This window comes from Nocardia sp. NPDC004718, from assembly GCF_053601535.1.
Genome location: NZ_JBSGCA010000017.1, coordinates 30,285 through 44,522 on the forward strand (window position 1 = coordinate 30,285; position 14,238 = coordinate 44,522).

The window sequence follows — 14,238 nt, forward strand, 5'->3', positions numbered from 1 at the left end:
ATGTTTCCCGTCGAGCTGCGCGGCACCAAGGCGCAGACGCTGATGTGGGCCAACGAGCACGAGGTCGAGCAGGCCGCGCTCCAGCAGCTGCGCAACATCGCCGCGCTGAAATGGGTCCACGGCGTCCGCGTGATGCCGGACGTGCACCTCGGCAAGGGGGCCACGGTCGGCTCGGTGATCGCGATGAAGGACGCGGTGGCCCCCGCTGCGGTCGGCGTGGACATCGGGTGCGGCATGGAGAGCGTGCGCACCGATCTCACCGCGGCGGATCTGCCCGACAACCTGCGTTCGCTGCGGTCGCGCATCGAGGCGGCGGTGCCGGTCGGCTTCCAGGCGCATCACGACGCCGTCGACGTCACCCGGCTCGGCGGCCAGGTCGCGGGGCTCGGCGCGAGCACGGCGACGCTGCGCGCGGGCTGGGACCGGTTCTGGGGTTCGTTCGGCGCGCTGGACAGCCGGGTTCAGGCGCGAGAGTCGAAGGCGCACAAGCAGATGGGCACGCTCGGCGGTGGCAACCACTTCATCGAGGTCTGTCTGGACCAGGACGACCGGGTATGGATCCTGTTGCACTCCGGCAGCCGCAACATCGGCAAGGAACTCGCCGAGCGGCACATCTCGATCGCGCGCACGCTGCCGCACAACGTCGATCTGCCCGACCGCGACCTGGCGGTCTTCGTCTCCGGCACGCCGGAGATGCGGGCGTACCGGCGCGACCTCACCTGGGCGCAGGAGTACGCGGCGCGCAACCGCGCGGTGATGCTCGCCCTGGTCTGCCGTGCGGTCGCCGCCGAATTCGCCGAGCGCGGAGTGCGTTTCGAGCAGCCCATAAGTTGTCATCACAATTATGTGGCGGAGGAGATCGTCGACGGTGTGCCGATGCTGGTGACCCGGAAGGGCGCCGTGCGCGCGGGCGACGGCGATCTCGCGCTGATTCCGGGCTCGATGGGGACGCGCTCGTATGTGGTGCGCGGCAAGGGGAATCCGGCGTCGTTCCAGTCCGCCTCGCACGGCGCGGGACGGCGGATGAGCCGCAACGCGGCCAAGAGGCAGTTCACCGTGGCCGATCTCATTGCCCAGACCGAGGGTGTCGAGTCGCGCAAGGACGCGGGCGTGGTGGACGAGATCCCGGCCGCGTACAAGGACATCGACGAGGTCATCGATGCACAGCGGGACCTGGTCGACGTGGTCGCGACGCTGCACCAGGTGCTCTGCGTCAAGGGCTGAACGTCGGCTGCGCGCCGGGCGGACCGACTCGCCCGGTGCGCAGCCGCGGTCAGCGCCGCAGGGTGGCAGCGAACCCGGCTCCGATGAGCAACATGCCGAGTACCAGCCCCCATCCGTTGAGCACCCAGTTGTAGAGGGCCAGACTCCATTCCTCCGACAGCCCTGGCGCCTGCTCGATCAGACGCCAGAGGTCATGAGGGAAGAACAACTGCACCGCGCCCGGCAGCAGACCCCACACCAGGCCCGCGATCACAGTGCCCGCAGGCGAGTACGCGGCCAGCAGCGCCACCAGGAACAACAGCAACGCACCACCGATCATCTGGGCGTTCGAGCTCCAGCGGTCCCCCTCGTCCCCGAGGATCACCCACTGCCGGGTGCCGAGGCCGCCATGAGCGGCCGAGCCGATCCCGATCGGCGTCACCATCAAGCAGACGAGCGTGCCCGTCATAGTGCGCGAGACGTTGTTGCCGGTCCGGAACTCGGCGCCCGGCGGAGCCCACCCCGCGGGCGGCTGAATGTGGCTCGACACCGCTGCCTCCTCCCCGGTCCCCGCGCCGGGGATTCAGGCCTTCATTGTCCATCGCCGGGAGCTGTTTCGCTCTGGATGTCTCGGCGGCGTACTGGATACCATCGGATATGCCCTGGCGGCCTTCGTTCTTCTCACCCTTTCCCGGGTCCGACCCGGCGGCCGGTCCGCCGGAGATCCCCGGCGTGCGACGTTCCTATGCCACCGCTCGCGGGGTGCGTTTCCACGTCACCGAGGCGGGGCCGACGGATGGCCGCCCCGTGTTGGCCTTGCACGGCTGGCCCGAGCATCATTACGCCTATCGTCACCTGCTCGCCGACCCACCGGACGGACTGCGGATCATCGCGCCCGACCTACCCGGCTACGGCTGGTCCGGTCCCGCGCCGCACCGCTGGGCCAAGGACGACGTCGCCTCCGACCTGCTGGCATTGCTGGACGCGCTCGGCCTGAAGCGCGTGCTGCTGGTCGGCCACGACTGGGGCGGTTACATCGCCCACCTGCTCGTGCTGCGCGAGCCGGAGCGATTCGACGCGCTGCTGGCGCTCAACATCGCCCACCCGTGGCAGACGCCGCGCACTTTCCTCCCGCACGCGTGGCGGTTCCTGCTGTATCAACCCGCCGTCGCGGCGTTCGGCACCTACCTGCACCAGCACACCCGCTTCCTGGACCTCGTCTTCGCCGGCGCCGTACGCGATCGCGAGAAGTTCGGACCCGAGGCGATTCGCGTCTACGCGGACCGTTTCCGCGACCCCGTCTGCGCCCGCACCGCGACCGACACCTACCGCACTTTCCTGCTGCGCGAAGTTCCGCGCTCGGCCGGACACGGCGAACGACGTCGAGCGAAGATTCCGATCCGCACCCTGTTCGGAGTCGAGGACGCGGCGGTCCATCCTTCGCTCGCCGCCGAGGAGACCGCGCGGGCCGACGACTACCGCCTGGAACCGGTGCGGGGCTGCGGCCACTTCATTCTCGAGGAACGTCCGGATCTGGTCCGTGCCCGGCTGGCCGAGTTGGCGGCCGCTACCGCGCGATCCGCCTGATCACGGCCTCACGTCGAGGATGCGCACCCGCCCCCGCGAGTGCCGTGCCGGTGGAGATCGTGTGGCCGGAAGGCGCCGCGCGCGGCTGACCGATCGCCGCACCGGCGCCCCGGCGCCGCCTGTCGGTGGCGTCGGGCACGATGGACCGCATGACCACGGCCACCGACGCGTCTCCGATCGACCTCACGGCCCCCGACCTGCGCGAGCACGCCGAACAGCTGCTGCGCGAGCTGGCCGGGGCTGGAGCCGCGCTGCGGGAGGATCAGTGGACCGCGATCGAAGCGCTCGTCGTACGGCGGCGCAGGGCGCTGGTCGTGCAGCGCACCGGCTGGGGCAAGTCGGCGGTGTATTTCATCGCCGCCAAGCTGCTGCGCAGGGCCGGGCGCGGGCCAACGGTGATCGTGTCGCCGCTGCTCGCGCTGATGCGCAACCAGGTCGCGGCGGCGCAGCGCGCGGGAGTGGTAGCCGCGACCATCAACTCGGGCAATGTCACCGAGTGGGACGAGATCCACGCACAGGTCGCCGCCGGTGCGGTCGACGTGCTGCTGGTCAGCCCGGAGCGATTGAACAACCCGGATTTCCGGGATCAGGTGTTGCCCCGGCTCGCGGCCGACGCCGGGCTGGTGGTGATCGATGAAGCGCACTGCGTGTCGGACTGGGGCCACGACTTCCGGCCGGACTACCGGCGCATCCGGACGCTGATCGCCGACCTGGGCTCGGACGTCCCGGTGCTCGCCACCACCGCGACGGCCAACGACCGGGTGGTCACCGATGTCGCCACCCAGATCGGCACCGACACCCTGGTGCTGCGCGGCACGCTGGATCGCGAGTCGCTGCACCTGTCGGTGGTCCGCTTCGACGATGCCGTGGAGCGCACCGCCTGGCTCGGCGGGCACCTCGACCGGCTGCCCGGCTCCGGCATCGTCTACACGCTCACCGTCGCCGCCGCGCACGATCTGGCCGACGTGCTGAACTCACACGGCCACACCGTCGCCGCCTATACGGGCCAGACCGACCCGGCCGAACGCGAGGCGCTCGAAGCGGCACTGTTGAACAACGAGGTGAAGGCGCTCATCGCCACCTCCGCGCTCGGCATGGGCTTCGACAAACCCGATCTGGGATTCGTGGTGCACATCGGTGCGCCGTCCTCGCCCATCGCCTACTACCAGCAAGTGGGACGCGCGGGGCGCGGCACCGACCGGGCCGAGGTGATCCTGCTTCCCGGCCCCGAGGACGCGCGGATCTGGAGCTACTTTGCCTCCGTCGCCTTTCCCCGGGAGCACATTGTGCGTGCCGTCCTCGACGCGCTGGACTCCGACCGGGCGTTGTCCACCGCGGCGTTGGAACCGCTGGTGGAGTTGAACCGCTCCCGGCTGGAGATGGTGTTGAAGGTGCTCGACGTGGACGGCGCGGTGCGCCGCGTGCGCGGCGGCTGGATCGCCACCGGCCGGCCGTGGACCTATGACACCGAACGGTACGAGCGCCTGTCCATCGCCCGCGAGGCCGAGCAGCAGGCCATGATCGACTATCAATCGACCGCCGGTTGCCGCATGGAATTCCTGCGTCGCCAGCTCGACGACCCGGGTTTGTCCACGGATTCGCCCGGCTGCGGCCGCTGCGACAACTGCACCGGCCACCGCCCCGACCGCACTGTCGCCGCCGACGCGGTGGCCGCGACCAAGGCCCGGCTCGATCGTCCCGGCCTCGACCTCGCGCCGCGCAAGCAGTGGCCCACCGGTATGGCCAAGCTGGGAATCCCGTTGTCCGGCAAGATCTCCGGCGGAGCCGAGACCGGTCGTGTTCTCGGCAGGCTGACCGACCTCGGCTGGGGGCAGCGACTGCGCGCGCTGCTCGACGGCCCGGACGACCCGGTTCCCGACGCGGTCTTCGACGCCTGCGTCGCCGTTCTGCGCGAGTGGGATTGGGCCGCCCGCCCGACCTCGGTGCTCGCCCTGGAATCGCCACGCCACCCCGTGCTCACCGCCACCCTCGCCGCCCGCCTCGCCGACGTCGGCCGCCTGCACGACCTCGGCACGCTGCGCACCCGCCCGGACCGACCGCCCGTCTCGGCGGCGAACTCCGCGCATCGCGTCGCCGGACTCTTCGATTCCTGGGAGATCCCCGACCTGACCCGGGTACCGGGCCCGATCTTGCTGGTGGACGCCATCACCGACACCGGCTGGACCTTCACCGTCGCCGCCCACGCCCTCCGAGCGGCCGGCGCCGCCGCCATCCTCCCCTTCGCCTTGGCCACACCGACATAACGGCGACACCCAGCGAACGCGTGCTGCTAGTTGTTGCCGGGCAGATCGATCAGAAAATCTGTGATGCGGTTCCAGATCTCTTCGTGCGGCGCACCGTGTTCGGTCAAATCCCCCAGGTCACGGATCTCGTCGATGACGATTCGTATGCGAGTGACCGCGACCGGGTCCCGCCTCCAATGTTCCTGGCCGACTCGGAGCGCCGCGACCAGCAGGTCACCAGGAAAAAGGTCGCCTCCGGCCAGCGGATTCCACTGCAACTGGTGTAACACACGCGGCAGTAGGACATCGACGCCTTCGTTCTGTTGCAGAAGACAACGAACGTCCTCGTCGGTCAGACGCCCGATCGGCTTGCGCCGCAACTCGTACAGAGTCCACGTCAGACCGCTCGCATCCGCAGGCATCGTGGGCCACACGTCGTCCTCGAGCTGCTCCAACGACAGGTCCTCGTCAGCGTCCGCGCACACCGTCCATCTCCCGGTTTCGTACCGGAAAAAGAGAGTAGCGACGTTCTCCGGTGAATGGATGATTCGCGCGAAGGCGACATCTCCGAAGAGGCGGATGCCCGAAACCTCGAAAGTAGGCTCACCGATCGGCTCACCAGTAGGGTCGTCATAGTCGGGATCGGGCACATTGTCCAAGAACTGCTCGGCTTCCTCGGCGCACATCAACGCAGCCATCTCACGAGGGATCCCTCGCTCCACCGCCACCCAGAACTCGTTGATCAGCCCCAAGATCAGCGACTCGTCGTCACCCGAAGACCTCATCCCGGCATCCTGCCCGCACCGACGTCTCCGTGCCCACGAAAACGTCGCGACGAAGTCGCGGCCGAAGTCACAGACTCAACGTCGCCCGCAAGCGCGCGTCCAGGGATTCCGTTTCCTCCACGGAGAGCACGCCGAGGTGTTCGGTGAGCCAGGGCCGGTAGGCGCGGTGCAGTTTCAGGGTGTCGGCCCAGCCGTGCTCGGTGTGGGTGGCCAGCACGTGGCCGGGGTCGGCGTCGCGCAGTGGAACGACTTGCAACCAGCGATAGCGCGAAGTGATCACCGCAGAATCGGACACCAGCACCACTGTCATGCGCCGCGGGAAGGGGGTGCCGTCGCTGAGGGTCGGGGCGTAGCGCCAGACCTCACCGCGTCTCATGCGGCGCCGTCGGCGTCGTCGTCTGCGGCGGCCTGGGTGATCGCCACGTCGTCGTAGGCGGCGGCCAGTTCGGCTTCCTCGTCGATGGTCAGCGCGGTCAGGCTGTCGTGCACGAGCGTGGTGCGCAGCGCGGCGTTGATCACCGCCGACAGGCTGCGGTTCTGGCGATCGGCGGCCGCTCTGGCCCACTCGGCCACCTGTGGATCCAGCGTGACGGTCACGCGCGTCGCCTTGCTCATACTTGTATGCATACCAGAGCGGTGCGGCGCCGCGGACCGGTATGGGACATCCGTCGCGGCGGCGCGCGTTCGTGCGCGGATTTCCTTCGGCTCGGCCACTACAGTCGACCCGTGGCCAGCAAATCCACCGGGTCGGCGATCGAGCTAGAGGTCGGCGATCACACGCTCAAAGTCTCCAACCCCGACCGCGTCTACTTCCCGGAGTCCGGCGCGACCAAGCTCGACTTGGTGCGGTACTACCTGAGCGTCGGGGACGGCATCGTCAACGCGTTGCGCGGCAGGCCCTGCATGCTGCACCGGTTCCCCAAAGGACTCGCGGGCGAAAAGGTGCATCAGAAGCGGCTTCCCGCGGGCGCGCCGGACTGGATTCCGACTGTGCGGGTGTACTTCCCGCGCTACGGACGGCACGCCGACGAGTTGTGCGTCGAGAAGCTCGCCGACGTCATCTGGGCGGTGCAGATGTCGACCGTCGAGTTCCATCCGTGGAATTCCCGCGCCGCCGATACCGAGCGTCCGGACGAGTGGCGCATCGACCTCGACCCGATGCCGGACTGCCCGTGGTCGCGGGTGCGGCGGGTGGCGGCGGTGGTGCGAGAGATCCTCGACGAGATCGGCGCCGTCGGATGGCCGAAGACCTCCGGCGGCAAAGGCCTGCACGTGTACGTCCGGATCGCGCCGCACTGGGGTTTCCAGGAGGTGCGCCGGGCGGCGCTGGCGTTCGCCCGCGAGGTCGAGCGCCGCGCACCCGATGACGTGACCACCACGTGGTGGCGGCGCGATCGCGACCCGAAGCTGCTGTTCGTCGACTACAACCAGAACGCGCGCGATCACACCATCGCCGCCGCCTACTCGGTGCGCGGCGTCCCCGCCGCGACGGTCTCCACCCCGGTACGCTGGGACGAGATTCCCGACATCGATCCGCGCGACTTCACCATGTTCTCCGTCCCCGCTCGCTTCGCCGAACTCGGCGATCTGCACGCGGGCATGGATGACGCGGTGTTCCACCTGGATCCTCTCCTGGAGTGGGCCGAGCGGGACAAGGTGGACGTGGAGCTCGACGACGAGCAGAGCGGGGCCTAGCGCCGCGCCCGGCGGTGCTACGGTCGCAACGTCCACCCGCTCGCGACCACGTCCTACTGCTCCGAAGGAGGTCCAACCATGAACCGGCCTGCAGTGACGATCGCGATCGCCCCCGCCGATCCTCCCCCCACGCTGGTGGAGAAGGCTGTGGTGGAGGCGGGCGCCGCAGTCTCCGATCTCGACGAGGCGCAAGGGTTGATCTGGGTCGGCGGCCCGGGCGAGTTCCCGGAGCGACTGCCCGCAGGCGTGGAATGGGTGCAGCTCCCGGCCGCCGGTATCGAGGAATGGTTCGCCGCGGGCGTCATCGCCAGGCATCCCGGTGTGCGATTCACCTCAGCCGCAGGCGCTTTCGCGGCCAGCGTGGCCGAGCACGCTCTCATGCTGCTGCTCGCGGGGGTCCGCTACCTGCCCGAGCACCTGCGCGCGGCGGACTGGCGGCAGCAGGACTTCTTTCCCCACGTCGGCACGCTGCGCGGCAAGACCGTCACGATCGTCGGCGCGGGCGGCATCGGCCGCGCGCTGATCCCGATGCTGGTGCCGCTCGGCGCGCACATCATCGCCGTGAACCGCAGCGGACGGCCGGTCACCGGCCCCGGCATCCCCCCGTCGGTCGAGACGATCTCCGCCGAGCATCTCGGCCGGGTCTGGCCGCACACCGATCACGTGGTGGTCGCCGCGCCCGCCACGCCCGCCACCAGGCATCTCATCGGCGCGGACGAACTCGCGCGGCTCAAGCCGTCCTCCTGGATCGTCAACGTCGCGCGCGGCAGCCTCGTCGACACCGACGCACTGGTCGACGCGCTGCGCTCCGGCGCGATCGGCGGTGCCGGACTCGACGTCACCGACCCCGAGCCGCTCCCGACGGGCCATCCGCTCTGGTCGCTGCCGAATGCCATTATCACCCCGCATGATTCGAATCCGCCCCAACTCCGCTTGGCGGCCTTCGCCGACCACGTCCAGGCGAACGTCGAGCGCTTCATCGAACGCCGGCCGCTCCTCGCACCGATCGATCCCGCGCTCGGGTACTGACGAAGGTACTTCGCGCGCAACAACATTAGAGTGCGTCAGCCGAACAACACTCGACCGAGGATTTCCTCGATGACTCCGCTCTCGGCATTGGCTAGTGCAGCACGAACTTTCATTCACGCTGCGCCAGTTCCCGCTTGGTCCGCGCGTAATACGCACGATCGTCCTCGGGCGTGCAACCAGTCGCGGAAGGCCAGAATCCGCTCGAACTCCGGCCCTCCGCGAGAGCGCATGCAGATTCACGTTCCACCGCGCGCCGCTCTCCACCCGACGAACGAAACAGCGATGCCGGTACCAGTCCGGTTGCCGGATACGCAGCCCATACCCGGCAGCCTCGAGGGCTGATAGATAGGCGACTTCGGCGGCGGCATCCGGAACAAGCAGCAGGATGTCGATGACCGCCTCAGCCGCGGGCACAAATCAGCCTTCTATAAATGTGCCATTGACAACTGGCACATTCATCACTGATTCTTAGCGCATGACAAGGTCGACGAGGACCTCGGTTCCCGGTGTTCCCACCGCGCCCTCGGCACGCGCCACTGTGGCCGCGGCAGCTACCAGGCTCACCCTGCGTCCACTGAACTGCGCGGTTCCGATGAATCCGCCGGGTGTCTGGTTCGCACGTAAGCTCATCGCCACCCTGATGGCCGTCGGCGGTCCAGTTCCGGCGGGCACTTCCGTCACTCAGGTCCGGTCGGGCGCGGTGCGCGGTGAATGGGTTCGGGCGGCGGGAGTGCCGTTCGGGACGCGGGCCGTCTACTACATCCACGGCAGCGGCTACGTGATCTGCTCGGCTCGCACCCATCGCGGGCTCGCGGCCCGGCTGTCGGCCGAGACGGGACTCCCGGTCTTCCTCTCCGACTATCGTCTGGCGCCCGAACACCGGTTCCCGGCCGCGGCCGACGACGTCGAGGCGGGCTACCGCTGGCTGCTCGGCCGTGGCATCGCCCCGGAAGACCTGGTGATCGCCTGCGACTCCGCGGGTGGGCATCTCGCACTGGACCTGCTGGTCGAGAACGGGCGGCACCGACGGCCGCAGCCCGCGGCCGTGGCGATGTTCTCCCCGCTGCTCGACCTCACCCTGAGCCTGGCGGCCGAGCGGGAACGCGTCCGGACCGATCCGCTGATCTCGGCCGCCGCCGCGAGCAAGCTGCCCGCGGCCTACACCAGCGGCCACGCCGCCGACGCGGCGCGCCTACGGCTTGCCATCCCGCACGGTCTCGCGTTGCCGCCGATCCTGGTGCAGGTCGGCGGCACCGAGATGCTCGGCGCCGACGCACAGGCGCTGTGCGAAATGGTCCGGCGCGCGGGTGGCAGCTGCGAACTCGAGATCTGGCCTGGACAGCTGCATGTCTTCCAGGCCCTTCCCATGGTGGTGCCCGAGGCCGACCAGGCTCTCGCCCGCGCCGCCGACTTCCTGCGCGCGGCGCTGGTCGCTACCTCCGGCACGGAAAAGGTGAGCTGAGATGTTCGGATTGGACAAGTTGGTGGCCCTGGGCCGCACCCGGCGCACGCACGGCGCGCGAGCCGTGGTCACCGGCGCGGGCAGCGGCATCGGCCGGGCGTTCGCGCTGGAGATCGCGGCCCGCGGCGGACGGGTGATCTGCGCCGACATCGATGAGGCGCGCGCCGACGAGACGGTCGCCCTGATCGAACGCGATCACCCGGGCGCCGCGCATGCCTTCCGCTGCGACGTGGCGCAACGGGAAGACGTGGAGTTGCTGGCCCGCTTCGCCGAAACAATTTTCGACCGCCCGGTCAGCCTGGTGATCAACAACGCCGGCGTCGGCATCGGCGGAAAAGCCGTGGGAAACATCGGTTTCGATGACTGGCAGTGGGCCCTGGGCATCAACCTCTGGGGCGTCGTGCACGGCTGTGAGGTGTTCGCTCCACGTCTGCGCACGGCCGGGCGCGGCGGCATCATCAACGTCGCCTCGGCCGCCGGATTCGCCGCCGCTCCCTCGATGGCCGCCTACAACGTGTCCAAGGCGGGCGTGCTGTCGCTGTCGGAGACCATGGCCGCCGAGCTGAGCGGCTCCGGAGTCGCGGTCACCGTCCTGTGCCCGACGTTCGTCCGCACGAACGTCGCGCGCGACGGCCGGATCACCAAGGAATCGGCGCAGCTGGCCGACTTCCTCATGCGCTGGACGGGATTCTCCCCCGAGCGCGTCGCGCGCACCGCCCTCGACGCGCACGACCGCGGGCAGCTCTACGTACTCCCCCAACTGGACGCGCACGTCGTCTGGCTGCTCAAGCGGTACTTCCCCGCGCAATACACCTTTGCCCTCGGGCTCCTGGAGCGGCTGCTGCCACAGGAGGACTCGACCACCACCGACCGCACGTCGGTCACCGACAAGACAGGAGTCTGACATGGCCGCCATCGCGATGGACTTCGACGATATGCTCCGCAAGATCAAGGACCGCCAGTGGGCACTGGCCGACATCGATTGGGACGCTCCGGGCGCCGAGACGATCACGCCGGAACTGCACGCCAAGCTCAAGCCGTTCATGGCCGATCTGATGTGGATCGAGAACGTCGGCGCGCGCGGCTTCGCGGCGATGGCCAAGAAGGCGCCGAGCGAGACGCTGCGCGAGATCTACCGCTATTTCCACGCCGAGGAGCAGAAGCACGCCAACGCCGAGCTGGCGCTGATGCGTCGGTGGGGCATGCTCGACGGCGACGAGATCCCGCAGCCGAACGTCAACGTCAAGCTGGTGATCGATTTCCTGGACAAGTACTCCGACGACATGTCGCTGTCGTTCCTCGGCACCGTCATCCCGATGCTCGAGGTCGCGCTCGACGGCGCACTGATCAAGTTCATCATGGACGAGATCGAGGACCCGGTCTGCCAGGAGGCGTTCAAGAAGATCAACTCCGACGAATCCCGCCATCTGGCGGTCGATTTCGCCGTGATGGACCTGCTGGGACACGCGGAGACGCGCAAGCTGCTCATCGACCTGGTCGGCGGCTGGGCCAAGCCCTCGCTGATCATCGGCGTGCTGAGCTACGTGCCGCTGCTGAACAAGATGCGCGACAACATCGTCGCGATGGGCGTGGACGAGGAGAAGCTCTACGGCGCGCTCAAGCGGTACGCGAACGTGGGCGAACGCAGTGACTTCGCCCGCAGGCTGCCGATGTACCAGATCGTGAAGACGCACGGCAGCTGGGTGATCGACCGCGGACACCCGTACCACCTCGTGGCCGACGCGCTGGTGAAGATCACCGGGTTGGTGCCGAAGGCGCTGCTGCGCAACAACCCGACCTGGTCGAAGGAACTGACCTACGAGCCCGCGGCATGACAGGGAATCCGATGAGTACGCATACCCTCGACGTCGCCGTCATCGGCGGCGGATTCGCCGGAATCGGCACGGCCATCCGGCTGAAGCAACGCGGAATCCGTGATTTCGCGATCCTCGAGCGCGGCACCGCGATCGGCGGAACCTGGCGCGACAACACCTATCCCGGCGCGGCGTGCGATATTCCGTCGCGGCTGTACTCCTACAGTTTCGCGCCGAACCCGAACTGGTCGCGCACCTACTCCGGGAGCAACGAGATCCTCGGCTACATCGAGGCGATGGCAGCGGAGTTCCAGCTCGGTCCGCACATCCGGTTCGGCCACAACGTTTCCGGCATGGTGTTCGACGAGCAGGCCGGAGTGTGGGAGATCTCGATCGACGGCCACGCGGACCCGGTCCTCGCCCGCACCGTCGTGCTGGCCTCCGGCCCGCTGGCCAATGCCAGTCTTCCGGACATCCGCGGCATCGAGACCTACCGAGGACACAAGATCCACAGCGCCCGTTGGGATCACGACTACGACTTCACCGGTAAACGGGTCGCGGTCGTCGGCACGGGCGCCAGCGCGGTCCAGATCATCCCGGAACTGGTCGACAAGGCCGCCTCGGTGAAGGTGTTCCAGCGCACGCCCGGCTGGGTGCTGCCGCGGATCAATCGGCAGACCAACGGCTTGACCAAGGAGCTCTACCGTCGGCTGCCCGCCGCCGAGCAACTGGCGCGGCGCGCCTGGTTCTACGGCCACGAGTCGGTAGCGCTGGGCGTGGTCTGGAACACGCCGCTGACCAGGGTGGTCGAGCTGGTCGGGAAGGCGCAGCTGCGCAGGCAGGTCAAGGATCCATGGCTGCGCCGCCAGCTCACCCCGGACTTCCGGGCCGGCTGCAAACGCCTGCTGATGACCGACGACTACTACCCCGCCCTGCAGCGGGACAACTGCAAGTTGATCACCTGGCCGATCGCCCGGATCGCCGAGCACGGCATCCGCACCGCGGAAGGCATCGAGCACCAGGCGGATTGCATCGTCTTCGCGACGGGATTCGACGTCTCCAAAACCGGGACGCCCGTTCCGGTGGTCGGACGCGGTGGCCGGGTTCTCGCGGACGAGTGGTCGCGCGGGGCCTACGCCTACAAGAGCGTCGCGGTTTCCGGATATCCCAACCTGTATCTCACGTTCGGGCCCAATTCCGGCCCGGGACACAACTCGGCGCTGGTCTACATGGAAGCTCAGATCGACTACCTCGTCGGCGCGATCGGCGTCATCCTGGATCGGGACCTGCGCATGCTGGACGTGCGGCGCGACCGGCAGGACCGCTACAACGCCGCCATTCAGCGGAGACTGTCGGCCACCACCTGGAACTCGGGATGCCACAGCTGGTATCTCACCGAGGACGGCTTCAACGCGACCATGTATCCGGGCTTCGCCACCCAGTACGTCCATCAATTGCGCAAGGTCGATCTCGACGACTACCTCGTGGTCGAATCGACCGCCGACCAGCGGCGACAACGAGTGGCACGGGTTTCCTGAGTGCCGGGGGCGCCGGCGGCGCGGACGATAGACTCGGTCCGCAGGGAGTTCTACAGCGCGCCGCCGGTCCTTCGGCGCCGTGGGCAGCGAGGGAGGTGAGGTCGACGCCGGAGTACCGGATCGATGACCTCGCGCGCGCCGCGGGCACCACCACCCGCAACGTGCGCGCCTACCAGGAACGCGGGCTGCTGCCGCCGCCGGTCGGCAAGGACGGCCGGGCCAGCATCTACGACGACGCGCACCTCGAGCGGCTGCGCTTGATCGACGCGCTGCTACAGCGCGGCTTCACCACCGCGCACATCGCCGACTTCATCACCAGCTGGGAGACCGGCAAGGACCTGACCGAGGTACTCGGTCTGCAACACGCCGTGACGGCGTCCTGGGCCAAGGACGAGACCTTCGAGGTGCCCCGCGAGCTGATCGGCACCATCCTCGGCGCCGACGCCGACGAGCTGGTCGACCGGCTGCGCGAGATGCGGCTGGTCCGGCTGGAGGGCGACACGGTGGTGTTCACCGAGACCCAGTTGCTCACCTCGTTCGCCGAACTGCACGAGTACGGCCTGGAACTGCGCACGCTCATCGAGATCTACGCCAAGGTGGCCGACCGGATCGATGACATCACGCACATCATGATCACCGCCGCCAAACAGCACATCATCGACGAGCACGGTCCCGGCTGGATGCCCGACACCAGCGGCGAAATCGCCGAGACCACAACGATGCTCAACAAGATGCGGGAGCTGGCGGTCGCCTCGGTGCACGCCACGCTCGCCCGCTCGCTGGACGTCACGCTGCGCCGCGAACTCGGCGACTATCTCGCCACCGCCGCCGAGCGAGAGAAACAGCGCAGCGAATCCGGGCGCGACGTACCCTCCTAGACAA

The 14,238-nt window shown here is 68.6% G+C and carries 14 protein-coding genes and 1 pseudogene; 10 read left to right on the forward strand and 5 right to left on the reverse strand.

Features of this window, described 5'->3' with window-relative positions; translation table 11 throughout:
• The gene (locus ACWEH3_RS15355; RefSeq protein ID WP_450018715.1) at positions 1–1,224 is read left to right on the forward strand and encodes an RtcB family protein; all 1,224 of its coding nucleotides are present in this window, start codon (positions 1–3) and stop codon (positions 1,222–1,224) included.
• A gap of 49 nt (positions 1,225–1,273) precedes the next feature.
• On the opposite strand, the gene ACWEH3_RS15360 is transcribed toward ACWEH3_RS15355, so the two are convergent.
• Positions 1,274–1,753 carry a hypothetical protein gene (locus ACWEH3_RS15360; protein ID WP_450025350.1) on the reverse strand — a complete coding sequence of 160 codons (480 nt, stop codon included), beginning with the start codon at positions 1,751–1,753 and terminating at the stop codon, positions 1,274–1,276.
• 107 nt (positions 1,754–1,860) lie between these two features.
• Here ACWEH3_RS15360 and ACWEH3_RS15365 point away from each other — a divergent pair, with 107 nt between their 5' ends.
• A complete protein-coding gene (locus tag ACWEH3_RS15365; protein ID WP_450025352.1) occupies positions 1,861–2,790 on the forward strand; it encodes an alpha/beta fold hydrolase in 930 nt (309 codons plus the stop codon).
• Between the two features lie 149 nt (positions 2,791–2,939).
• Positions 2,940–5,054, forward strand: a complete 2,115-nt coding sequence (locus tag ACWEH3_RS15370) for a RecQ family ATP-dependent DNA helicase (RefSeq protein ID WP_450025354.1) — start codon at positions 2,940–2,942, stop codon at positions 5,052–5,054.
• 26 nt (positions 5,055–5,080) lie between these two features.
• Here the strand turns inward: ACWEH3_RS15370 and ACWEH3_RS15375 are convergent, their stop codons facing one another.
• The 3 genes from ACWEH3_RS15375 to ACWEH3_RS15385 form a co-directional block, all read right to left on the reverse strand.
• Positions 5,081–5,785, reverse strand: coding sequence for a contact-dependent growth inhibition system immunity protein (locus ACWEH3_RS15375; protein WP_450025356.1), 705 nt, complete (start codon positions 5,783–5,785; stop codon positions 5,081–5,083).
• A 100-nt stretch (positions 5,786–5,885) separates the two neighbouring features.
• Complete coding sequence (locus tag ACWEH3_RS15380; protein ID WP_450025358.1) at positions 5,886–6,194, reverse strand: hypothetical protein; 309 nt, start codon at positions 6,192–6,194, stop codon at positions 5,886–5,888.
• Entirely contained in the window at positions 6,191–6,433 is a 243-nt protein-coding gene (locus ACWEH3_RS15385) for a hypothetical protein (protein ID WP_356966471.1), read from the reverse strand. Before ACWEH3_RS15385 ends, ACWEH3_RS15380 begins: the two co-directional genes overlap by 4 nt.
• Positions 6,434–6,544: 111 nt before the next feature.
• Here ACWEH3_RS15385 and ligD point away from each other — a divergent pair, with 111 nt between their 5' ends.
• Positions 6,545–7,513: a non-homologous end-joining DNA ligase gene (ligD, locus tag ACWEH3_RS15390; protein ID WP_450025361.1), complete on the forward strand. Its 969-nt coding sequence runs from the start codon at positions 6,545–6,547 to the stop codon at positions 7,511–7,513.
• Positions 7,514–7,591: 78 nt separating this feature from the next.
• Entirely contained in the window at positions 7,592–8,542 is a 951-nt protein-coding gene (locus ACWEH3_RS15395; RefSeq protein ID WP_450025363.1) for a D-isomer specific 2-hydroxyacid dehydrogenase family protein, read from the forward strand.
• A 231-nt stretch (positions 8,543–8,773) separates the two neighbouring features.
• On the opposite strand, the pseudogene ACWEH3_RS15400 reads toward ACWEH3_RS15395, so the two are convergent.
• Positions 8,774–8,956 (reverse strand): annotated as a pseudogene (locus ACWEH3_RS15400) (GrpB family protein); the annotation flags it as partial.
• 61 nt (positions 8,957–9,017) lie between these two features.
• On the opposite strand from ACWEH3_RS15400, the gene ACWEH3_RS15405 reads away from it, so the two are divergent.
• From ACWEH3_RS15405 to ACWEH3_RS15425, 5 genes are all read left to right on the forward strand, one after another.
• Positions 9,018–10,004 (forward strand): alpha/beta hydrolase, encoded by a 987-nt coding sequence (locus tag ACWEH3_RS15405; RefSeq protein WP_397073281.1) that lies wholly within the window; start codon positions 9,018–9,020, stop codon positions 10,002–10,004.
• Position 10,005: 1 nt separating this feature from the next.
• Positions 10,006–10,908: an SDR family NAD(P)-dependent oxidoreductase gene (locus ACWEH3_RS15410; protein WP_356966479.1), complete on the forward strand. Its 903-nt coding sequence runs from the start codon at positions 10,006–10,008 to the stop codon at positions 10,906–10,908.
• A gap of 10 nt (positions 10,909–10,918) precedes the next feature.
• Positions 10,919–11,839: a ferritin-like domain-containing protein gene (locus ACWEH3_RS15415; RefSeq protein ID WP_450025380.1), complete on the forward strand. Its 921-nt coding sequence runs from the start codon at positions 10,919–10,921 to the stop codon at positions 11,837–11,839.
• An 11-nt stretch (positions 11,840–11,850) separates the two neighbouring features.
• Complete coding sequence (locus ACWEH3_RS15420; RefSeq protein ID WP_450025366.1) at positions 11,851–13,356, forward strand: flavin-containing monooxygenase; 1,506 nt, start codon at positions 11,851–11,853, stop codon at positions 13,354–13,356.
• A 95-nt stretch (positions 13,357–13,451) separates the two neighbouring features.
• Positions 13,452–14,234 (forward strand): MerR family transcriptional regulator, encoded by a 783-nt coding sequence (locus ACWEH3_RS15425; protein ID WP_355072306.1) that lies wholly within the window; start codon positions 13,452–13,454, stop codon positions 14,232–14,234.
• Positions 14,235–14,238: the final 4 nt, after the last annotated feature.